General features: G+C 69.4%; 13 protein-coding genes. 11 read left to right on the forward strand and 2 right to left on the reverse strand.

Annotation, left to right across the window (positions count from 1 at the left end; all coding sequences use genetic code 11):
* The first annotated feature begins 26 nt into the window (after positions 1-26).
* From ACFVAV_RS07405 to ACFVAV_RS07440, 8 genes are all read left to right on the forward strand, one after another.
* Complete coding sequence (locus ACFVAV_RS07405) at positions 27-13349, forward strand: amino acid adenylation domain-containing protein (protein ID WP_379031423.1); 13323 nt, start codon at positions 27-29, stop codon at positions 13347-13349.
* On the forward strand, positions 13346-14359 hold the full coding sequence (locus ACFVAV_RS07410) for an ATP-binding cassette domain-containing protein (RefSeq protein WP_379031427.1): 1014 nt from the start codon (positions 13346-13348) through the stop codon (positions 14357-14359). The genes ACFVAV_RS07405 and ACFVAV_RS07410 overlap by 4 nt, the downstream gene beginning before the upstream one ends.
* Positions 14356-15174, forward strand: coding sequence for an ABC transporter permease (locus tag ACFVAV_RS07415; protein ID WP_379031430.1), 819 nt, complete (start codon positions 14356-14358; stop codon positions 15172-15174). Before ACFVAV_RS07410 ends, ACFVAV_RS07415 begins: the two co-directional genes overlap by 4 nt.
* On the forward strand, positions 15174-15962 hold the full coding sequence (locus ACFVAV_RS07420) for an ABC transporter permease (protein WP_379031433.1): 789 nt from the start codon (positions 15174-15176) through the stop codon (positions 15960-15962). Before ACFVAV_RS07415 ends, ACFVAV_RS07420 begins: the two co-directional genes overlap by 1 nt.
* A gap of 49 nt (positions 15963-16011) precedes the next feature.
* Positions 16012-17097: an ABC transporter substrate-binding protein gene (locus ACFVAV_RS07425; protein WP_379031436.1), complete on the forward strand. Its 1086-nt coding sequence runs from the start codon at positions 16012-16014 to the stop codon at positions 17095-17097.
* A gap of 95 nt (positions 17098-17192) precedes the next feature.
* Positions 17193-17411 carry a type II toxin-antitoxin system VapB family antitoxin gene (locus tag ACFVAV_RS07430; RefSeq protein ID WP_378853253.1) on the forward strand — a complete coding sequence of 73 codons (219 nt, stop codon included), beginning with the start codon at positions 17193-17195 and terminating at the stop codon, positions 17409-17411.
* Positions 17408-17827, forward strand: coding sequence for a PIN domain nuclease (locus tag ACFVAV_RS07435; protein ID WP_379031439.1), 420 nt, complete (start codon positions 17408-17410; stop codon positions 17825-17827). Before ACFVAV_RS07430 ends, ACFVAV_RS07435 begins: the two co-directional genes overlap by 4 nt.
* Positions 17828-17935: 108 nt before the next feature.
* A complete protein-coding gene (locus tag ACFVAV_RS07440) occupies positions 17936-18847 on the forward strand; it encodes a dioxygenase (RefSeq protein ID WP_379031442.1) in 912 nt (303 codons plus the stop codon).
* A gap of 201 nt (positions 18848-19048) precedes the next feature.
* Here the strand turns inward: ACFVAV_RS07440 and ACFVAV_RS07445 are convergent, their stop codons facing one another.
* Positions 19049-19315 (reverse strand): GNAT family N-acetyltransferase, encoded by a 267-nt coding sequence (locus tag ACFVAV_RS07445; protein ID WP_379031445.1) that lies wholly within the window; start codon positions 19313-19315, stop codon positions 19049-19051.
* A gap of 180 nt (positions 19316-19495) precedes the next feature.
* On the opposite strand from ACFVAV_RS07445, the gene ACFVAV_RS07450 reads away from it, so the two are divergent.
* A complete protein-coding gene (locus ACFVAV_RS07450; protein ID WP_379031448.1) occupies positions 19496-19801 on the forward strand; it encodes a hypothetical protein in 306 nt (101 codons plus the stop codon).
* A 170-nt stretch (positions 19802-19971) separates the two neighbouring features.
* On the opposite strand, the gene ACFVAV_RS07455 is transcribed toward ACFVAV_RS07450, so the two are convergent.
* Complete coding sequence (locus tag ACFVAV_RS07455; RefSeq protein WP_379031450.1) at positions 19972-20652, reverse strand: TetR/AcrR family transcriptional regulator; 681 nt, start codon at positions 20650-20652, stop codon at positions 19972-19974.
* Between the two features lie 95 nt (positions 20653-20747).
* Here ACFVAV_RS07455 and ACFVAV_RS07460 point away from each other — a divergent pair, with 95 nt between their 5' ends.
* Together ACFVAV_RS07460 and ACFVAV_RS07465 are read left to right on the forward strand one after the other, a co-directional pair.
* Entirely contained in the window at positions 20748-22028 is a 1281-nt protein-coding gene (locus ACFVAV_RS07460; protein ID WP_379031453.1) for a lipase family protein, read from the forward strand.
* 28 nt (positions 22029-22056) lie between these two features.
* The gene (locus ACFVAV_RS07465) at positions 22057-23622 is read left to right on the forward strand and encodes an AMP-binding protein (RefSeq protein WP_379031456.1); all 1566 of its coding nucleotides are present in this window, start codon (positions 22057-22059) and stop codon (positions 23620-23622) included.
* Positions 23623-23642 lie beyond the last annotated feature (20 nt).

Genomic DNA, 23642 nt, shown 5'->3' on the forward strand with positions numbered 1-23642 from the left:
CCAGACATGAGAACGCAGGACTGCTCATGACCCAGTCTTCCTCGCAGGGATCGGGCACCGTCGCACGCGACGGCGCCTTCCCTTTGTCCGCCGCCCAGCGCGGGATCTGGTTCGCCCAGCACATCGCAGGTGACACCCCCATCTCCATCGCCCAGTACGTCGAACTGTCCGGCCCGATCGACCACGAACTGCTGACCGAGGCCGTCCGGCGCACCGGTCGTGAGTTCGGCACCGGCTACCTGCGCCTGATCGACATCGACGGTCAGCCGCACCAGCTCGTCGACCTGAGCCTCGACGCCGAGATGGACGAACTGGACTTCCGGACCGGCCCCGACCCGGAACAGGCCGCGCACGCCTGGATGCGCGCCGAGTACTCCGCCCCGCTCGATGTGATGCGGGACCGGCTGATCCGCCTGTCGATGCTGCGGGTCGGCGACGACCGCTGGTTCTGGTACGTGCGGATACACCACATCGTGCTGGACGGCATGGGCGCGCTGGCACTGGTGCAGCGGGTGGGCGAGCTCTACAACGCCGCCTTCGACGGCAGGGAGGCGCCGCCGGCCAAGGCCGAACCGTTGCAGAAGATCGTCGAGGCCGATCTGGCCTACCGGACCTCGGCCCGCTTCGAGGCCGACCGCCAGTACTGGCGCGAGCACCTGGCCGGAATGGCCGACCCGGTGAATCTCGCCGGCCGCGAGGCCGAGGTCGACGCCCACCCCATCCGTGTCTCCGGCGCACTGCCCGCGGAAACGACCGCGCTGCTCGATTCCGTCGCCGCGGCGGTGAACTCCGGTGTCGCGCCCACGGTGGTGGCCGCGTTCGGCGCCTACCTCGCCGCGATGACCGGCGCACCGGAGGTCGTGCTGAGCCTGCCGGTGTCGGCACGGACCTCGGCGACGCTGCGCCGTTCGGGCGGAATGCTCGCCAATGTCGTCCCGCTGCGCGTCGCCTTGACGCCCACGACCACGGTGGGCGCCGCGATCCTCGCCGTGCAGGGCGAGCTGACCGGCGCGCTGCGACGCCAGCGGTACCGGCAGGAGGACATCGTCCGCGATCTCGGCTGGGCGATGGACGAGGCGGCGTCGTTCGGTCCCGCCGTGAATCTGATGATGGTCGACACCAGGATCGCGCTCGGCCCGGTGGTCGGACGGCTGCACGTGCTCACCTCCGGGCTGATCGACGATCTGTTCGTCAATGTCTATCCCGGGGTGGGCGGCGAGAGCACCCACATCGATCTCCAGGGCAACGGAAACCTGTACAGCGAAGCCGATCTGGCGGCGCACCACGAGCGATTCCTGCTGTTCCTGCACCGGTTCCTCGTCGCGGGCCCCGATGCTCCGCTGTCGACGGTGCCCGTCCTCTCTGCCGCGGAGCACGCCGCATCGGTGCCCGCGCGCGGTCCGGCGGGTGTCGAATCCCGCACGCTGCCCGAGATTCTGGCCGAGGGCGCCGCGATCGACCCGAACGCGGTGGCCCTGCGCTGGGGCGCGGACGACACACTCACCTATCGCGAGGTCGACGAGTACTCGAATCGCCTTGCCCGCGTGCTGATCGCGGCCGGTGCTGGACCCGAGCACGGTGTGGCACTGTCGATTCCACGGTCGGCGGAATCGGTGCTCGCGACCATCGCGGTGGCCAAGACCGGCGCGCCGTTCGTGCCGATCGATCCGACCTACCCCGCGGACCGGATCGAGCACATGGTGGGCGACAGCGGTGTGGTCACCGGTCTGACGGTCGCCGAGGCGCGAAAGTCGTTGCCGGACCGGGTCGATTGGCGGTCGCTGGACGACGAGGCGACCGCCCTGCTCATCGCCGCCCAGGACGCCGGTCCGCTCACCGATGCCGAACGGCGGGCCGCGATCCACCCGGATCAGGTCGCCTACGTCATCTATACCTCCGGATCGACCGGCCTGCCCAAGGGCGTGCTCGTGTCGCACCGCGGTCTGGCGAATCTCGTCGCCAGTTCAGGGGCCGGGTTCGGTGTCGATGCGGAATCCGTTGTGGCCCATGCAGTTTCACCGAGCTTCGACATCTCCGTCGAGGAGATCTTGGTGACACTGGCGACGGGCGCCACCCTCGCGGTGGTGCCGCCGTCGGCGTACGCGGGCGAGGACATGGCGCAGGTGCTGCGCGCGCATCGGGTCACCCATCTCAATGTCACCCCTGCGGTCGTCGGCTCGCTCGATCCGGCGACGCTCCCCGATCTGCGCACCATTGTCGTCGGCGGTGACGCGTGCCCGCCGGAGCTGGTGTCGAAGTGGGCAGGGCGGGCGCTGCTCAACGGCTACGGTCCCACCGAGACCACCATCACGACAACGCTGACCGAGCCGCTGACCCCGGGTGCGCCGGTGACGATCGGCAGTCTCGTCCGCGGTGTCACCGGTCTGGTGCTCGATCCCTGGTTGCGCCCCGTCGCCGCGGGCACCGTGGGTGAGCTGTACCTCGCGGGTCCCGGTGTGGCGCGCGGCTATCACCGGCGCAGCGGGTTGACCGCGAGCCGCTTCGTCGCCGATCCCCACGCACCCGGCGAGCGGATGTACCGCACCGGCGATCTGGTGCGGTGGGCAGGCATCGACGGCCGGTTCACGCTGGCCTACCAGGGCCGCAGCGACTTCCAGGTGAAGGTGCGCGGCTACCGGATCGAACTCGGCGAGATCGACGCCGCCCTGCAGCGCCTGCCCGCCATCGATTTCGCGCTCACCCTCGGGGTCGACACCGCCGCGGGCGCGACCGCGCTGGTGTCCTATGTGACGACGGCACCCGGTGCCGAGGTGCACCCCGAAGCGGTGAAAGCCGCTGTCGGCGAACAACTCCCGGCCTATATGGTGCCGTCGTCCGTCATGGTGCTCGACCGTGTCCCGCTCACGCCGCTCGGCAAGGTCGACCGCAAGGCGCTGCCCGCACCGGATTTCGGCGCCCGCACGGTCACCAGCCGGGCGCCGTCCACGCCGCGTGAGGAAGTACTCGCCGCACTCTTCGCCGAGGTCCTCGGACTCGACACGGTCGGGGTCGACGACAGCTTCTTCGCCCTCGGCGGCGACAGCATCGTCTCCATTCAGCTGGTCTCCCGCGCGAAATCGGCCGGAATCGCGTTCAGCGCCAGGGATGTCTTCGAGCGCAAGACGGTCGCCGCGCTGGCCGCGGTGGCGGGCGAGACCACTGTCCACGTGGTGCACGAGCTGCCCGGTGGCGGTATCGGACCGGTAGATCTCACCCCGATCGTGCACGCCATGGTGGAACACGGTGACACGTGGGGCCGGTACAGCCAGGCGGTCTTGATCGGCCTGCCCGCGGGCACCACACGGGCGTCGCTCACCGCCGCACTCCAGGTGCTGATCGACCACCACGATGTCCTGCGCTCCACCCTGCGCACGACCGGCGGCGGCGACTGGGAATGGGTTGTCGCCGACCGTGCTTCGATCGACGCGGACACCCTGATCGAGGTGGTGCGGGCAGGTTCCGACCTCGACGACACGATCGAGAGCGCGGTGCAGCACGCCGCCGATCTGCTCGACCCCACCGCCGGTGTCGTCGCACGCTTCGTCCTGATCGACCGCGCGGAGGAACCGCCGCTGTGCTGGCTGGTACTGCACCACCTGGTCACCGACGGCGTCTCCTGGCGAATCCTGCTGCCGGACTTGGCGACCGCGGCCTTCGGCGGCACCCTCGATCCGGTCGGCACCTCGTTCCGGCGCTGGGCGCACGGCCAGGTGGCGCAGGCGGCCGCACGGATCGACGAATTGCCGTTGTGGGAGCGCATTCTGGCGACACCCGACCCGGCGGTCGGCACAGCCACCTTCGATCCGGCCACCGATGTGGTCGGCACGATGGCGCAGTGGCGGACGACGGTCCCGTCGGATGTCGCACACACGGTCCTCACCACCTTGCCCGAGCAATTCCATTGTGGTGCCGACGATGTGCTGCTCGCCGCGCTGACCATGGCGGTATGCCGATGGCGCGACCGCACCGGCGCACTGCTGACCTTGGAAGGCCACGGTCGCAGCGAATCCCTCCTGCCCGGCGCCGATGTCGCCCGCACGGTCGGCTGGTTCACCAGCGTGTATCCGGTGGCCGTCGATCTGGCCGGAATCGACCTGGATGAGGCGTTCGCCGGTGGCCGCGCGGCGGGATCGGCGATCAAGGCGACCAAGGAGCAGCTGCGCGCGCTGCCCGATCGCGGTATCGGCTTCGGCCTGCTGCGCTATCTGAACAGCGAGTCAGCGGCGACGCTGGCCGCCGCGCCGACACCCCAGCTGAGCTTCAACTATCTGGGCCGGGCGGTGACCGGCGGCCACGACGCCTGGGTACCGCAACGGTTCGCGGCGACCGATGACGACCGCGCGCCGCTGGCCGCCGTCGTCGACATCAATGCCGTCCTCACCGACGCCGGCCTGGACGTCACCTGGGCCTACGCGGGCAGACTGCTCGACGAGACCGCCGTGCGCGACCTGGCCGAGCTGTGGTCCGCGGCGCTGGACGCCCTCGTCGCCCACGCGCGCAGCGGCGATTCGGGCGGCCGGACCCCCTCGGACTTCGCGCTCGTCACGGTCGACCAGCCGCAGATCGACAGCTGGGAACGGACCTATCCGAACCTCGCCGATGTGTGGCCACTGTCGCCGTTGCAGTACGGCCTGCTCTTCCACGCGCTCTACGACTCCGACACCGCCGACGGCTACACGGTCCAGTCGCTGCTCACCCTGGCGGGCACCGTCGACGCCGCCCGCCTGCGCGGCGCCGCGCAGGCGCTGATCGATCGGCATGCGAACCTGCGGGTGGCCTTCGTGGAGACCGACGACGGCCCGCGCCAGCTGGTCCTCGCCGATGCCGAGATCCGCTGGGAAACCATCGATCTCACCGAGATCGCCGACGACGAGGAGCGGGCGCGCGAACTCGACCGGATCATCGCCCTCGACGCGCTGACCCGCTTCGAACTCACCCGTCCCCCGCTGGTCCGCTTCACCCTGATCCGGACCGCGCCAGGGGAATTCCGGCTCATCATGACCAATCACCATCTGGTGCTGGATGGTTGGTCGACACCGCTGCTGGTCCGGGAGCTGCTCACGCTGTATGTCACCGCGGGTGACCCCTCGGTCCTGCCGCCCGCGCGCTCCTACCGGGAATTCCTGTCCTGGCTCGGCGAACAGGACACCGAGGCATCGATCGCCGCCTGGAAGCAGGCGCTGGCAGGCATCGACACCCCGACCCGCGCCGTCCCCACCCTGGCCGGGATCGAGTCGGCCGAGACCGCGATGATCTCGCACGACCTGTCCGCCGAGACCGTCGCCGTGCTCGAGTCCGCGGCACGCGAAGCGGGCGCGACCGTGAACACCCTGGTCCAGGCGGCGTGGTCGATGCTGCTCGCCATGCTCACCGGCCGCACCGATGTGGTGTTCGGCAGCACGGTCTCCGGCAGGCCGCCGGAGCTGTCCGGCGTCGAGGACATGGTCGGGCTGTTCATCAACACCGTCCCGGTGCGGGTGACGCTGGACCCCGCGGAGAAGGTCAGCGACCTGCTGGCCCGTGTGCAGGCCGAGCAGGCGCGGCTGATGGACCATCAGCACGTCGGCCTGGCCGCGATCCACCGCGCCGTCGGTCTCGCCGAACTGTTCGACACGCTGACCGTCTTCGAGTCCTATCCCATCGACCGCGAGGCGCTGTCGCAGGCGCTGGACATCGCGGGAATGCGCGTGCTCGACGTGGAAGGCACCGACGCGACGCCCTATCCGCTCAACCTCATGGTGATTCCGCTGCGCGGCACCGCCGGGGCGGGCGACGCCCTGCGGATCACCGTGAAATTCATGGCCGACCAGATCGAACACGCTGCCGCGCAATCATTCCTGGATCGATTCGTCCGGCTGCTCGGACAGCTCGCCGAGAACCCGCACGCTCTCGTCTCGCAACTCCAGTACTGCGACGACACCGAACTGGCCATGCTGGCGCCGGTCCGCGGTCCGCACCCGCTGCCGATGCGGACACTGCCGGACATCCTGGCGGCGGGCGCGCGCCTCGATCCCGGCGCGATCGCGGTCAGCACGGGCGAGCTGACCATGAGCTACGGCGAACTCGATGCCTGGTCGAACCGGTTCGCCCGGGTCCTGCTCAGTCGCGGTGTCGGGCCCGAGGTGTTCGTCGTCCTCGCGCTGACCCGGTCGCTGGAATCGGTGGTCGCGGTGTGGGCGCTGGTCAAGTCGGGCGCGGCTTTCGTGCCGCTGGATCCGTCCTATCCGGTGGAGCGGATCGAGCACATGCTCACCGATTCGAAGGCGCCGGTCGGCGTCACCGTGACGGCGACCGGTGAAACACTGCCCGGCACCATCGACTGGCTGCTCCTGGACGACCTGAACACCATCCGCCGCGCCATGCTGGTCTCCGACGCGCCGATCACCGACGACGAACGCGGCGGACCCATCGATCTCGACCACACCGCCTACCTCATCTACACCTCCGGTTCCACCGGCAAACCGAAGGCCGTGCTGCTCAGTCATCGCGGCGTCGCGAATCTCACTGCCGCCCAGCGCGACACCCTGGCGCTCGATCCGTCCGCGAGCGCACTGCAGGTCGCGTCCCCCAGTTTCGACGCCTCGGTCTTCGAGATGCTCACCGCGCACGCGGCGGGCGGACGGCTGGTCGTGTCGCCGCCGGAGGTGTACGGCGGCAGCGAGCTCGAGGCGCTGCTGCGCACCGAGCGGGTCACCCACGCGGTGATCACGCCGTCGGCGCTGGCGACGATGGAACCCACCGAGCTGACCGCGCTGCGGGTGCTCTCGGTCGCCGGCGAGGCGGCCACCCCGGAGCTCATCGAGAAGTGGGCGGCGGGCAGGCGGATGGTGAATCTGTACGGCCCCACCGAGTTCAGCATCTGGGCCACCGGGCCCGCGGAACTCGTGGCGGGCGAGCCGATCACCATCGGCGGGCCGATCCGCGGCGCGGCGGTGGTGGTACTGGACGGCTGGTTGCGGCCGGTTCCGGTCGGCATCCAGGGCGAGCTGTATCTGGCCGGGCCCGCGCTGGCACGCGGCTATTTCAACCGGTTCGAGATGACCGCGAGCCGGTTCGTCGCCAACCCCTACGGCGACGCCGGTGAGCGCATGTACCGGACCGGCGACATGGTGCGCTGGGTCGAGCGAGACGGTGAGCTCGTACTGGAATACCTGGGCCGCAGCGACTTCCAGGTCAAGATCCGCGGCCTGCGGATCGAGCTCGGCGAGATCGACGCGGTCCTCTCGCGCGACGAGGAGGTCGACTACGCGGTGACCATCGGGCGCGCGGGACCGGCGGGTGCGACCGTGCTCGTCTCCTACGTCCTGCCCGCGCCGGGCGTCGACCTCGACACCGAGCGGCTGCGGGCATGCGTGGCCTCGGAACTGCCCGGCTACATGGTGCCCGCCTATGTCGTCGTGCTGGACGACATCCCACTCACCCCGGTCGGCAAGCTGGACCGCAAAGCCCTTCCGGTGCCGGACTTCTCGGCCGCGCAACGGCCCTACCTCGCCCCGCGCACGCCGACCGAACAGACCGTCGCCGAGGTGTTCGCCGAGGTACTCGGCACCGACCGGGTCAGCGTCGACCAGTCCTTCTTCGAACTCGGCGGCAACTCGCTGAGCGCGACCAAGGTTGTCGCCCGGGTCAATTCGGCACTCGGCTCCACCATCGCGCTGCGCGACCTGTTCGACGCGCCGACCGCGGCGCAACTGTCGTCCCGGGTCGTCCCCGCGGGCGACGGTGGCCCCGGCCGCCCGGCCCTCGCGCCACGCATCCGCCCAGACCGCATCCCCCTGTCCCCCGCACAACAGCGCATGTGGGTGCTCAACCAGCTGGACCCGGACTCGGCCGCCTACAACATCGCGATCGCACTGCGTCTCACCGGCGACCTGGATGTGGCTGCCATGCGCCGCGCACTCGCCGATGTGGTGCAACGCCAGGAAAGCCTGCGCACCCGATACCCCGCCGACGCCGAAGGACCACGTCAGGTGGTCGTCGGCATGGACACGGCCACACCCGCACTTCCGGTGATAGATACCGAAGACGGTGCACCGCTGCGTGATCGGATCAACGAGCTCGCGGGCACCGGTTTCGATCTCGCGAGGGAGGCCCCGCTGCGCGTCGGGTTGTTCCGGCTCGCCGACCTTGCTCCCGGTGCGGCGTCGGGTACCGAGGGCGACACTCCGACCCCCGGCACCACACCGGGCTCCGGTTCCCGGGATGACACCTCACCCTCCAGGCCGGCACTGGGTCCCCGGGATGATGCCCCCGTCCACGTCATCGTGCTCGTGGTGCACCACATCAGTGCCGACGGTGCTTCGATGGCGCCCCTGGCCGCCGATCTGGTGACCGCCTATTCAGCGCGCGCGGCGGGCAACGCACCCACCTGGTCTCCGCTCGCCGTGCAGTACACCGATTTCGCCCTCTGGCACCGCGAGCTGCTCGGTAGCCCTTCGGACGTGGATTCCGTGGCAGCACAGCAGATCCGGTACTGGAGCGAGACTCTCGCCGACACACCCGACGCACTGGAACTGCCCACCGACCGCCCCCGGCCCGCAGTGCAGTCCATGCACAGCGACGATGTCGAGTTCACCATCGACGAGCAGATGCACCGCGCCCTGGTCGATGTCGCCGCCGCCAACAATGTCAGCGTCTTCATGGTGGTGCACGCCGCGCTCGCGGTCCTGCTGGCACGGCTTGGCGGCACCGACGATGTCGTCATCGGCACACCGGTCGCCGGTCGCGGTGCGGCGGCGCTCGACGACCTCGTCGGCATGTTCGTCAACACCCTGGCCCTGCGCACACCGGTCGACCCCGGCACTGGATTCCGCCAGTTGCTCGCGACAGTCCGCACCGCCGACCTCGACGCGTTCGCCCACACCGACGTACCCTTCGAACAGCTCGTCCAGGTGCTCGACCCCACCCGCTCGACCGCGCACCACCCGATCTTCCAGGTCTCGCTGTCGCTGCAGAACTACGTCGAGCCGGTACTCGAGCTGCCCGGATTGCGGTTCGAGGTGGAGGATTTCGACCGCAGCTCCTCGGCCTTCGATCTCACCCTCGACCTGCGCGAACGGTTCTCCGAGTCCGGCCCCGCCGGCTTCGACGGCGTCCTGACCTACGCGACCGACCTGTTCGACGCCGCCACAGTCGGCGCGTTCGCGACACGGTGGCGGCGGGTGCTCGCGGCCGTGCTCGCCGATATCGACGTCCGCCTCGCCGACATCGACCTCCTCGACGAATCCGAACGCGCGGAACTGATTCCGGTCCGCGGCCCCGCGACCGTGGGCACCACGACGCTGCCGCAGCTACTCACCGACACCGCCACCGCATTTCCACAGCGACCCGCACTGGTATCGGACGCGACCACCACCTACGGTTCGCTCGACGCCCGCTCGAACCAGCTGGCGCGGCTGCTGACCGAAGCGGGAGCGAGCACGGAAACCGTAGTGGCACTGGGCCTTCCCCGCTGCGCCGACCTGCACACCGGCATCTGGGCCGCCGCGAAGGTGGGCGCGGCCTTCCTGCCGGTCGACCCGAAACATCCGGCGGACCGGATCGAGCACATGCTCACCGATTCGGGCGCGCGGGTCGGACTGACCCTGGCCGAGCACCGGCCGAAGCTCCCCGACACCACCCGCTGGCTGGTCCTCGACGACGAAGCCTTCGCCGCACGCCTGCGCGCAGCCGACGATGCCGCACTCACCGCCGGCGAGCTCCCGATCCCGATCCGCGTCGACAACCCCGCGTGGATGATCTACACCTCCGGCTCGACCGGAACACCGAAGGGCGTCACCGTCACCCACCGCGGACTGGCCGACCTGGTGGCGGCCCAGCGCGCCGACCTCGATCTGGACGAGCACTCCCGCGTATTGCAGGTCGCCTCACCGAGTTTCGACGCCTCGATCTTCGAGGCCCTGATGGCGTTCGGCTGCGGTGGCGCCGCGGTGATCTCACCACCGGATGTCTTCGGCGGCGCCCCACTCGCGGAACTGATCGCCGCCGAGTCGGTCACCCACATGGTGATCACCCCGTCGGCGCTGGCCACCATCGATCCGGCGGAGGTGTCGAGCGTGCGGGTGCTCGCGGTGGCCGGTGAGGCCGTCGGCCCCGACCTGGTCGCACGCTGGTGTGGGGGGTCGTCCGGCCGGACGATGGTCAACCTGTACGGCCCGACCGAATACACCATCTGGGCGACCGGGTCCGCGCCGCTGGCGGCGGACGAACCGGTCACCATCGGCACGCCGATCCGCGGTGCGGCCGTCCTCGTCCTCGACGACCGGTTGCGCCCGGTGCCCGTCGGCGTCGCGGGCGAGCTGTATCTCACCGGTACCGCCCTGGCGAGGTGCTATCACGCCCGGCCGGGCCTGACCGCCGCGCGATTCGTCGCCGATCCCTACGGGGATCCCGGCGAACTCCTCTATCGCACCGGCGATCTCGTGCGCTGGACACGCAGCACGGGCCGCTTGACCGTGGAATACCTCGGCCGCACCGACTTCCAGGTGAAGGTGCGTGGTCAGCGCATCGAACTCGGCGAGATCGACGCGGTACTCGGCCGCCTCGACGGCGTCGATGTCGCGCTGACGCTGGGTGTTCCCGGCCCCACCGGCGCGACCGCGCTCGCAGCCTACCTGGTGCGCGCACCGGGCGCCGACCTCGATATCGCGCGGGTGCGGGCCGAAACCGCCGACATCCTGCCCGCCTACATGGTGCCCGCCGCTTTCGTCGTGCTGGACGCGATCCCCATCAACGCGGTCGGCAAGCTCGATCGAAAAGCCTTGCCGGAACCGGTGTTCGCGGTCGAGGAGACACCGTACCGCGCGCCAGGGACACCGACCGAGCATGTCCTCGCGCAGATCTACGCCGAGCTGCTCGGCCGGGAGAAGGTCGGCGTCGACGATTCGTTCTTCGCGCTCGGCGGCGACAGCATCCTGGCGATCCAGCTGGTGACCCAGGCGAAACTGGCCGGCGTGCACTGCACACCACTGCAGGTGTTCGAACATCGCACGGTGGCCGCGCTCGCCGCCGCCGTCGACGCCGCGGGCACGGTGGAGGCGCTCGAGGAACTGCCCGGCGGCGGCGTCGGCGCACTGCCGCTGACGCCGATCGTCCGCTACATGATCGAGCGCGGCGGCGATTTCGACCGCTTCGCCCAGACCGCCGTCCTGGAGCTGCCCGTCGGCATCGAGCGTGCGCAGCTCGTCGAGACCCTCACCGCCGTGATCGATCGGCACGACATGCTGCGGGCGCGCCTGTGGCAGGCCGAGGACAGCTGGCAGCTGCGGGTGGCCGACCCGGGCTCGGTCGACGTGGATTCCCTCGTGCACCGCACCGAATACGACGCCGCCGACCCGGTCGAACTGCGCGAATACGCCCAGATCGAGCTCGACGCGGCCATGGACCGCCTGGATCCGGCCGACGGTGTGGTGCTCCAGTTCGTCTGGCTCGACCCGGTCGGTGACGCGGGGTCGCGCACCAGGCCGGGCCGCCTGATCGTCGTCGCGCACCACCTCGCCATCGACAGCGTCTCGTGGCGAATCCTGGTGCAGGACTTGATCGGCGCGTGGGCGCAGGTGTCGGTCGGCAACACCCCGGTCCTCGCCGACGTCGGCACCTCCCTGCGCCGCTGGTCGCACGCGCTCACCGAGGAGGCGCGCAGCGAGCGGCGCCGGGCCGAACTCGGGTACTGGCAGCAGGTCGCCGGCGGTCCCGACCCGCTGCTCGGCGAGCGGCACCTCGATCCGGCGATCGACCAGGCCCACACCGTGCGCCGCCTCGACATCGAGGTCGACGACGATGTCACCACCGCGCTGCTCACCACCCTGCCGCGGTTGTTCCACGGCAGCGTCACCGACGCCCTGTTCGCCACCATGGCACTGGCGCTCGTGCGCTGGCGCGCGCGCCGTGGCGTCGACGAGCGCTCGGCGCTGCTGCGGCTGGAAGGCCATGGCAGGCAGGAGGAAATCGTGCCCGGCGCCGATTTGTCGCGGACCATCGGCTGGTTCACCTCGCTGTACCCGGTGCGCCTCGACCTCGCCGGTATCGACGTCGAGGACGCGCTCGCCGGCGGCCCGGCCATGGGCGCGGCGATCCGCGCGGTCAAACACCAGCTCCTGGCTGTGCCGGACAAGGGCATCGGCTTCGGCCTGCTGCGCTATCTCGATCCCGGCACGGCCGCCCAGCTCCCGCAGCGGCTTCCCGGCCAGATCACCGTGAACTACCTCGGCAGGCATACGACGGCCGAGGTCCCCGCCGGGCTGGAAGGTCTCGGCTGGCTGCCCACCGACGACCTCGGTGACCTGCACGCGGGCGAACACGCCGAGGTCCCGCTCATGTCGGCCATCGACGTGAACGCCATGGTGGTCGGCAACCGAGTGCACGCCGACTTCGGCTACCCGGAACACCTGCTCGCCCGCGACGATGTCGCCGAACTCGCCCAGCTGTGGGTCGAGGCACTCGGCGCCGCCGCGCATTTCGCGGCCACCCCGGCCGCCCAGACCGCTTCGGCCGAAGAAACCGCCGCCCTCGCCGCGCAGACGGCAGCGGCGGCGGAACCGGCAGCCCCCGGGCAGGCCGGACTGGGTCTCGATGTGCTGCTGCCGATCCGGCTCGGCGGCGATCGGCCCGCACTGTTCTGCGTGCATTCGTCCTCCGGAATGTCGTGGAGCTACCTGGGATTCGCCGAACAGCTCGCCCCGGACCGGCCGATCTACGGACTCCAGGCGCCCGACCTCAGCGGCCGCGAGCCCTCGGCCCGCTCCATCGAGGAATTCGCGCGGCGGTACGTGCGCGAGATCCGCGCGGTGCAGCCGACCGGCCCCTATCACCTGCTCGGCTGGTCGTTCGGTGGTCTGATCGCGCACGCCATGGCGGTCGAGCTGGCGGCGGCGGGCGAACGGGTCGGCGTGGTGGCACTGCTGGACACCGACACCGCCGATATCGACGGCGACACCATCGAGCGCTTGTCACCGGGCGCCTTCATCAACACCTTCGGCTCGATCTTCGGCATCGACAATGTCCCCGCCGACGCCACCGCCGCGGAAGCGGCCGAGCTCATCACGGCAAAGCTCGGCGGCGTCGAACTCATCGATGCCGCCACCATCGAACGCATGGCCGGCTCGTACAACGCCTCCGCGGGGACCAGGACCGGCTATCAGCGCCCGGTCTACCACGGCGACATCCTCTATTTCAGCGCCACCGTCGACCCCTCCGCCTGGATGGGCCCGGACGGCTGGCGGCCCTACGTGACCGGCGACATCGTCAACTGCGATGTCGACGTGACCCACGACGAAATGACCAATCCCCATGCACTGTCGGTCATCTCGCCGGCACTCGACGAGCACATGGAAGCAGGAGACCGGATATGAGCGTCGAACGCACTGTTGTCCAGAGCCCGACAGCCACCTCCGGCGGTGTGGTCGTCGAAGGGATCGAGAAATCCTTCGGCGACGTGCACGCGCTGCGCGGCATCGATTTCGTCGCGGCGCCCGGTGAGGTGCTCGGCATCCTCGGCCCCAACGGCGCGGGCAAGACGACCATGGTGAACGTCCTGTCGACGCTCATCGCGCCCGATCGCGGCCGCGCGGTGGTCGCCGGGCACGATGTCGTCGCCGACCCTGCGGCGGTCCGTCGATGCATCATGTTGACCGGGCAATACGCCGCCCTCGACGACATGCTCAGCGGCTACGAGAACCTGGTCATGTTCGGCAGGCTGATGGGTCTGCGCAAACCCGCCGCCCAGGCCCGCGCCAGGGAACTGATCAGCGAATTCGATCTCGACCAGGCCGCGAACCGGCGGGTCGGCAACTACTCGGGCGGTATGCGGCGGCGTATCGATATCGCCTGCGGACTGGTGGTGCGCCCGGACGTGGTCTTCCTCGACGAACCGACCACCGGCCTGGATCCCCGCAGCAGGCAGGGGGTCTGGGATCTGGTGCGCAGCTTCAAGAGCGCGGGCATCACGACCCTGCTCACCAGCCAATACCTGGAGGAAGCCGATGCGCTCAGTGATCAGATCATCGTGATCGACCACGGCGTGGTGATCGCCGCAGGCACCGCGGACGAACTGAAACACCGTATCGGCGGCAGCTACTGCGAGATCGTCCCGCTCGCTCGCGCGGAGCTGCCCGCCATCGCCGCCGCGCTCGGGCCGCTGCTGCCCGCGGAGATCCTGGCGGCGATGACACCGGAATCGGATCGCATCACCATTCCCGCGCCGGATGGCGCCAAGACGCTCGCCGAGGCACTGCGGCGGCTGGACAACGCGTCGATCGAACTCGTCGACATCGCCCTGCGGCGCCCGTCGCTCGATGACGTGTTCCTGCAACTCACCGGCCATCTGGCCTCGGCCGAGACCGAATCGGAGGCCGTCTCATGACGGCCACCCTGTGGCACACCCACGTCCGCGCCGCGCCGGACACGGTGCAGCAGTGGTGGGTACTGACCACGCGGCTGATCGTGCCCTCGGTCAAGTCCGGGGAGGTCTTGATGGCGGTGGTGGCGCCGGTGGCGTTCGCCGCCAGCTTCTACATCCCGCTGAATACCGTGATGATGTTCTCCGGCAACGGTTTCAGCAGCTACGCCCAGTACATGATGCCGCTGGTGGTGTTGCAGTCCGCGTCGTTCACCGCCATCTCGGCGGCCTTCCGGTCGGCCAGCGATGCCGTGGCCGGACTCAATCGCCGCTTCGGCTCGATGCCGCTGCGCCCGCTCGTCCCCGTCGCGGCGCGGATGTCGGCCAACATACTCCGGGCGCTGATCGCGCTGGCCGGGGCGATCGTGGCGGGCTATGTCATCGGCTTCCGCTTCCGGCTCGATGCGTGGCATACCCTCGGGTTCCTGGCGTTCTCGCTGGTCATCGGCATCGTGTTCACCCTCGGCGGTGATGTCATCGGCTCCGCGTCCAAGAGTCCGGAGGCGACGTCGCAGCTACTCATCCTCCCACCGTTGATCTTGGGCATGCTCTCGACCGGTTTCGCACCGGCGAGCCAGTTTCCCAGCTGGATCCAGTGGTTCGTCCGTAATCAGCCCGTCTCGCAATACGCGATCGCGCTGCGCGCGCTGGCCGGTGACACCTCGGGCAACGCGGGGACGGTGAGCTGGTCGCTGATGGGGCCGCCGTTGCTGTGGGCCGCCGGCACCCTGCTGCTCTGCGTGCCACTGGCCATCCGGCTCGGTTCGAGGAGGGCATGATGGTGGAGCGCTCGGAGACCTCGCCGGTCTCGCTGATCCAGCACACGCTGATCCAGACGCAGCGCCTGCTGGTGCGCTGGGCACGCAATCCGGCCACCGTGCTGGAGACGCTGCTCGTCCCGTGTCTGCTGCTGATCATGCTGGACGTCGTCATCGGCGGCCAGATCCAGAAGTTCACCGGTGACGACGCCCTCTACGGTTCGGTCCCGATGGTCGCCGTCGTCGGCGCGCTCTCGGGCGCCGTCGCGAGCGGTGTCCTGCTCGGCCGCGAACGGGACGCCGGTCTGCTGGCCAGGTTCTGGGTGCTGCCGGTGCACCGTGCTTCCGGTCTCGCCTCCCGCGTCCTCGCCGAGGGCTGCCGCATCGTGGTCGGCACCCTCGCCGTGGTGATCGTCGGCTTCCTGCTCGGCTTCCGCTTCCATCAGGGCCTGCCGGCCGCGCTGGTATTCCTGCTGGTTCCGGTGATCTTCGGGCTCGCCTTCGCCACGATCGTCACCGCGGTCGCCGTCTTCACCGCGAAAGCCGCACTGGTCGAAGCGATCACCATCCTCACCTCGCTGATGATGTTCTTCAGCACCGGCTTCGTCCCGCTGGCCGCCTTTCCGACGTGGATTCAGCCGGTGGTGCGCAATCAGCCGATGTCGGTCGCCGTCGACGCGATGCGAGGTCTCGCCGATCAGGGCCCGATCGCACGGCCCCTGACCCTCGCCCTGCTCTGGTCGTTCGGCGCTATCGCCCTGTTCACCGTCCCCGCCACCATCGGCTTCCGGCGCGCCAGCCGGCAGTGAGATCGGGCCGCGGCGCCCACGTCAGCGGCCACGCAGTACCCTCGTGCGCATGCCGGTGAGCGCCCGAGAACGCACCCGATTCCGTCGCACCGCGAAGCAGGGCCGCCGCGCCCGCTCGCGCGGCATCGCCGCCGCGCTGCTGTGCGCGGCCGTGGTCACCGCGGGCTGCGCGGACAAGCACGACGACGCGAGCACGATCATCCGCACCACGACCAACATCGCGGGTGCGGGCGTGGTCGGCGTGGCGCGGGACACCGCGACCGCCTGTCCGCTGCCGAGCGCACCCGATCCCGCCGCGGGGGCGACCCGCACGGTCACCCATGCCGGTGGGGTCTCGGAGGTCCCCGCCGACCCGCAGCGCATCGTCGTGCTCACCAGTTCGGCGCTCGACGCGGCCTGCGCGGTCGGCCTGTGGGAGCGGGTCGCGGGCGCGGTCACCCTCGACGGCGAGCGCCCGCAGCCGATGTACCTGGGATACGGCGTACTGAAGGTTCCCAGCGTCGGTCCGATCGGGCAGCCCGATCCCGCGCGCATCGCGGAGCTGAAGCCCGACCTGATCCTCGGCGATGTCGCCCCCGCCGGCGGTTACGAGGCACTGAGCGCGATCGCCCCGACCGTGCTGGTCGGTTCCGGCGGCAGCTGGCAGTCCGATTTCGCGGCCTACGCCGCGGGCATGGGCCGGCGCGGCGCCGCCGACACCGCCCTGCAGACCTACCTCACCGAGGCCCGCGACCTCGGCAAGGCACTGAACGCGAGCCAGTCGCAGGCCTCGGTGCTGCGCTTCACCGCCGACACCACCCAGGTCCAGGGCACCGAGACCTTCGCCGCCCAGGTCCTGTCCGACGTCGGCGTCCAGCGCCCGACCGCCCAGCGCGGCACCTCCTTCGACATCGGCACCGCCGACCTGGCCACCAAGGCCGAAGGCGACCTCATCTACGTGATGTTCGCGGGCAAACCCGGCGAGGACCACGGCAAGCAGGTCCTGCGCTCGGACCAGTTCACCGAACTCAGCGCCTCCACCGACAGCCGCGTCTTCGCCGTCGACGACACCATCTGGCACACCACCGGCCTCACCGCCGCCCGCGCCGTCCTCACCGACCTGCGCAACAGCCTCAACGGCTACGTCACCGACTGACCGGGAGCCGTCGGTCGCACCGACCCCCGTCACGCCCACAGTGATACCGTGGATATCCAAGGCTGGAACATCGGATATCCGACGAGGTGAGTGCAGTGGGTACATCCAAGACTCCGATCGAGATCGACCAGGAAGCACTGGCGACCGCCGCCGAGGTTCTCGGCACCAAGACCAAGAAGGACACTGTCAACGCGGCGCTGCGCGAGGTCGGCCAGCGTCTTGTGCGGATGCGCGCACTCGCCGCTCTGGGCGAGATGGCCGACCGCGGTGACTTCGACGAGTATCTCGGCAACAAGTCCGCCTACCGCCGGTGACGCCGGCCATCTACCTCGTCGACACGTCAGGGTTGTTCCGCATAGCTACGGAGCCGTACCGGAAGTCATGGGCAGACCAGCTGACCGCGGGTGTGGTCGCGATCTGCCCGATCGTCGAGCTGGAGTTTCTCTACTCGGCCCGATCGCTGGCAGACCGGCTGGAGCGGCAACGACACCTTCGCGACCTTTTCGGCTGGGTCACCATGCCGGACCGGGTCGTCGAACGCGCCGCCGAAATACAGCAACTGATGACCGAACAGGGTCTGCATCGGTCAGCAGGACCCGTCGACCTGCTCATCGCCGCTACCGCCGAGCATCACCGATTGACAATCCTCTGCGACGACAAGGATTTCGCGGCCGTGGCCCGCGTCACCGGACAACCGGTCACGTTTGTCACGCCTTGTGACGCCCCGTGAGTTCGCCGAAGCCCGCCGGTCTCCCAGCGAACCCCCAGCGTGCTCCCAGCTCCGGCGCAGTGCCCGCGCCTACCGTCGTCGACGACACGGTATGAGCGAAGGAGCAGCATGGACGACCACGATCTCGGACTGGGGCACGATCTGCGGGTGATGTCGCGCAGGCGGGTGCTCGGCATGATCGGCGCCGCGGGCGTGGCGGCGGCCGCGGCGGGGTGCGCGGCGGCGACGGATTCGGGTGTCGGCACGGACGCCTCGGCGACCGCGGCGGACTCGGCGACCCCGGCCGCGGCACCCCAGGAAACGGCGGGCCCCTACCCGGGTGACGGGTCCAACGGCCCCAATGTACTGATCGAGTCGGGCGTGGTCCGCTCCGACATCACCAGCAGCTTCGGCGCGTATTCCGGTGTCGCCCAGGGTGTTCCGATGACGCTCACCCTGAACCTGCGCGACCTTGCCACGAATGCCGCGGGCACCGGCATGGCGGTCTACGTCTGGCATTGCGACCGCGAGGGCCGCTACTCGCTCTACAGCGAAGGCGTCACCGACCAGAACTACCTGCGCGGCGTCCAGGTCGCCGACGACAACGGCACCGTCCGCTTCACCTCGATCTTCCCCGCCTGCTACGCAGGCCGCTGGCCGCACATCCACTTCGAGGTCTACGACTCCCTCACCACCGCGGTAGCAGGCGACAACGCCCGCCTCACCTCCCAGATCGCCCTCCCCCAAGCCGCCTGCGAGTCCGTCTTCGCCGCCGACTCCGGTTACTCCGCCAGCATCAAGAACATGTCCGGCGTGAGCCTGTCCTCGGACAACGTCTTCGGCGACGGCTGGGACGCCGAACTGGCCACCGTCACCGGGACCCCCGCCACCACCATGGCCGTCTCCCTGACAGTCGGTGTCGCCGAGAAGTCACAGAACGCCCAGTCCGGCAACGGTTCTCCCGGTTCGCCTCCAGCCGGTTCATCCCGGGGAGGCGGTCCCGCCGGTTCACCGCCGCCTGGTGGCCCCGCACCCCGCTGACAGCGCAGCCGAGGACCCGGACCTACGAGTCCTCGGATCCCCAGCATGCTCGGGTTTACCGGAACAAAGCTCGTACACCGCACGGCCTTTGCCCGGGCCTTTGCAGTCGGCAACGACCGAAACGCCGCCGACAATGTAGCCACCAGGAACATTCGCGAATCCAAGCGATATCCATGTCATGCGTGCTGCCGAGTTCTCGGGTTAGGAAGTCAGATAGATGCGGGCGCAGCCAGACTCGGCCGCCCAATCCTTGATGTGCGTCAGGAGTGCGCTGGCGATGCCGCGGCGGTAGTCGGGTTGAGCCCAGGACGAGCATCGACAGGGCGATGTGGGCATCGGCGGCGCCAGCGGATAAATCAACCGAATTTGATCATCGAATCCGCGTCTGGAGTGAAGATCAAATGTGAGATCGAATCCGCCGCACGTAGATACGCGGCATTGTCGGATAAAACAACTGAATTTGATCATCAAATCCGCATCCGGGTGAAGATCAAATTGAGTTACCTCGGCACAATATAGTGTTTGCCCATTATTAACTATGATTCATATCACAGTAACAACAGCGGATTTACAGATCTCTTTTGCATAACATTGCTGGAGCGCGCCCATTATGGCGTCGTAATCCATCCGTGGAAGGAAGCTCCGTACATGTTCTCTCGCAAGATCCTTGTCGCCGCCGGCGCCGTCTCCGCCGCCGCCCTGTTCTTCGGCCCGGTCGCGGTGGCCTCCGCAGCCACCGGCTCGGCAGGCCTGGCCACCGGCTCGGCAGGCCTGGCCTCGGGTTCGGCCTCAGGTTCGGCCGGCTCGTCCTCGGGTTCGGCCGGCTCGTCCTCCGGTTCCGCCATGCTCGAATCCGGCAGCTCGGCCGCCGACAGCGGCACCTCCGCCATCGTCAACATCATCGAAGCGATCGCCGGCGTCAACGCCCTGAACCAGCCCAAGCCCGCCGCCTGATTCGGTCTCGGTAGACCACCGTTCAGTGCCGCACCTGCACTCAGGTGAGTGGGTGGCCGCGGCGTCGGGCCGGCAGCCAGTGTCCGCACCCCGCCTTCCGGGTGCCGTCGATCGCGTCGACGTCCCGGTCCGCGGCCCGCAACAACCGTTGCATCCCGTCCGGGGCGCCCTCAGTCCGTCGGGCGGGCGGCCGCGGCCACCAGTCCCAGGTGCACGATGTCGGTGAAGGTGGTGAGATCCCTGATCAGGGTGTCGATCTCGCCGGTGGATCCCGCGTCGGTGTGATGCAACCAGTCGGCGACGGTGTCGAACAGGCCGCCGATCGTGGAGACCGCGAGTGCGTGCAGGTCGATGCCGATGCCCTCGTCGGGGACGAAACCGTATTCGCGCCAGAGGGTTTCGAGGAATTGGGCCGCCCAGCGGCGGTTGGTGCGGCGTTGCTGTTCCACCCTGGCGGAGATGCCGCTCGCTTCGCCGAAGGTCACCTGGGCGACGCGGGGGTCGTCGACGAGTGAGTGGGCGAAGGCGGCGATGACGGTGGAGATCACCTCCTGGCGGTCGCCGGTGCATTCGGCCAGTGCGGTGGCGACCTCGGTTTGCGCGCGTTCGCTGAGCTGCTGGAGCAGGGCCAGGTAGCAGGATTCCTTGCTGTCGAACAGTTCGTAGAAGGCCTTGTTGCCGACGAAGGCGGTCTGGCAGATCTGCTCGATCGCGGTGTTGACGTACCCCTCGGCGGCGATCAGTTCGAACGCGGCCGCCAGGATCTGCTCGCGCCTGCGCGCGCGGCGTTGCTCGGCGTCCATGCCCTGGATGCGCCGGGAGCGAACTTGACTCTTTTCCGTCGACGTCACGCAGCTCAGCCTACCGATCACCAAATAAGAACAAGAACTCTTGTTCCAAACAAGAGAACCTGCTGTAATCGGCATCACCTAGTGAAGGAGATGCCATGCAGCGCAGCACGGCCACCTACCGATCCCGGCGCTTCGGCGCCACCGCCCTGCTCAGCGTCGCGGTGCTGGCACTGGCCGCGGGTCCCGCCGTCGCCGAGGACTTCGAACTGCCGCCGTTGCCGAACGAGGCGCAGGTGTATCCGGCGGTCGTGCCGCTGCCGACACCGCAGAACGACCCCTGGTACGACGATCCGGCCGATTTCGGCGGCTACGCCAACGGCGATGTCATCCGCAGCCGCGTCGTGCAGACCTACACGCTCGGCATCCCCGTCCCGGTGCACACCACCCAGCTGCTCTTCCGCAGCACCGATGCCCAGGACAACCCGCTCGCGACCGCGACCACCGTGCTCGTGCCCGGCATCCCGTGGCTGGGTCCCGGTGCGCGCCCGCTGATCTCGTATCAGGAGGCGATCGACAGCCTCGGCAGGCAGTGCAATCCCTCGTACACGCTGCGGGCGGGGATCCAGAAGGAAGTTGCGCTGATGGCGCAGTTCCTGGCCGCGGGCGCCGCGGTGGTGGTCACCGATTTCGACGGCAAGCAGAACACGATCATGTCCCCGGCCGAGGGCCGGATGGTGCTCGACGGTATCCGCGCGGCCCAGCGCGGCGGGCTCGGTCTCGCGGCGTCGCCGGTGGGCCTGTGGGGCTACTCCGGTGGCGGCAATTCCTCGGCGTCGGCGGCCGAGCAGCGCCGTCACTACGCGCCCGAGCTCGACATCCGGGGCAGCGCCCAGGGTGGCATCCCGGGTGACAAGGTCGCGATCGCGCCGTTCGCCATCTCGGGCCGGCAACCGCAGGCCAACTTCACCGGCTGGCTCGCCATCCTCGGCCTGGCCCGCGAATACCCCGAGTTCGATCAGGCATTGCAGCGATACCTCACCCCGGAGGGACATCAGGTCGCCCGCGATCTGGAGAACCGCTGCCTCTACACCGCTGTCGCCTCCACACTGCTGCGCCCGGTCGTCGACTACCTGACCGATCCGCAGGCGGCGCTGGCCGCCGCGCACGAAGCGCTGTCGGCGGCGAGCTTCGGCCGCCCCGAGAACACGCCCGACATCCCGCTGCTCATGTGGCATTCGACCACCGATCAGCTGCTGCCCGCCGAACTGGCCATCGACGATATCGCCGCCGCCTACTGCGCGCGCGGGGTGAATCTGCGCATGTTCTGGGTGCCGATGTCGGAGCACATCAGCGCCGAGATCGTGCCCGAGATCGGGACCGTCGCCTGGCTGCTCGCGGTGACCGCGGGTGCGGACCCGGGGCCGAGGGTATGTTGAGCCGCCTACGCGGGCAGCGGGATTCGCGATGAGCGCGGCTGCCTGGGTGCGTGCCGCGAGCACGTCGGCACGACAGCTCCGGGTCATGCAGCGGGCCGGGCTCGTCGACTTGCGGCGGCCCGCTCAGCTCGTTCGCACGGCCCGTGCGATGCGCACCTTCGGCCCGATCGCCGGCGGCATCCTGACCTCGGCGCGGCGGACACCGCATCGGATCGCGCTCGTCGACGGTGATCGGCGGGTCAGCTATCGCGAACTCGACGAGCGCGGCGATGCGATCGCGGCCCGCTGGCACGCCGCCGGCCTGACCGCGCAGGACACCATCGGGGTGCTGTGCCCCGACGGGCTGCGCCTGGTCGAAACCATGGCCGCCGCAGCGAAACTCGGTTCGCGGCTGGTGCTGCTCAACACCGGTTTCGGTGCGGCGCAACTGCGTGATGTGCTGGCCCGTGAACAGGTCGGGGCGCTGGTGCTCGATCCGAGTCTGTCCACCCTCGGCGGTGATCTGGCCGACAGCATCACTCTGCTCGACACCGCGGGCGCCGATCCGGGAACCCGGGCGCCCGTCCCGGCCGAGCAGGGCGGCTTCGTCCTGCTCACCGGCGGGACCACCGGAACACCGAAGGGCGCACCGCGACGGGTCGAATCACCGTTGGCCGGTGCGCAATTCGTCGATCGGGTGCCGTTGCGTCGCGGGCAGACCGTGCTGTTGTGCGCGCCGCTGTTCCACGGCACGGCGCTCTCACAGTTCATTCTGGCACTGAATCTGGGCTCGACCATCGTGTTGCACGGCAGGTTCGATGCCCAGCGGGCGCTCACCCAGATCAGCGAGCATCGCGCCGACATGGTGGTGCTCGTCCCGACGATGCTGCGCCGCATTCTCGATCTGGGCCCAGAAGTGTTGTCCGCCACCGACACCAGCTCCCTGCGGATCGTGTTCACGGCGGGCGCCGCGCTGCCCTCGGCGCTGGGCACCCGGGCGATCGAGACGTTCGGCCCGGTCATCTACAACTTCTACGGCTGCACCGAGACCGGCACCGCCACCATCGCGACCCCCGAGGACTGGATCGCCGCTCCCGGCACCGTCGGCACACCGCCGGTCGGCATCACCGTGGCGCTCTACGACGGTGACACCCGGGTCACCGAACCGGGAACCGTCGGCACCGTCCATGTCGGCAACTCGATCGCCTTCCACGGCTACTCCGGCGGCGGCTCCAAACAGCTCAGGGGCGGTCTGATGAGCACCGGCGATCTCGGCCATTTCGATGCCGCCGGACGGCTTTTCATCGACGGCAGGGACGACGACATGATCGTCTCCGGCGGCGAGAACGTCTTTCCCGGCGAGATCGAGGACCTGCTCTACCGGCATCCCGCCGTCACCGAAGCCGCGGTGATCGGCGTCCCCGACGAGGAGTTCGGGCAGCGCCTGGCCGCCTTCGTCGTCCGTGCGGGCGACCTCGACGCCGATGCCGTCCGCGCGTATGTGAAGTCCCACCTGGCCCGGTTCAAAGCTCCCCGTGACGTGGTGTTCGTCGACGAACTGCCGCGCACGCCGACCGGCAAGATCGACCGCCGCGGTCTGGCCGCGCTGCGCTGACCCGGTGGCGGCGACGAACG

Source organism: Nocardia sp. NPDC057663 (genome assembly GCF_042799895.1).
In the GTDB taxonomy this organism is placed as follows: Bacteria; Actinomycetota; Actinomycetes; order Mycobacteriales; family Mycobacteriaceae; genus Nocardia.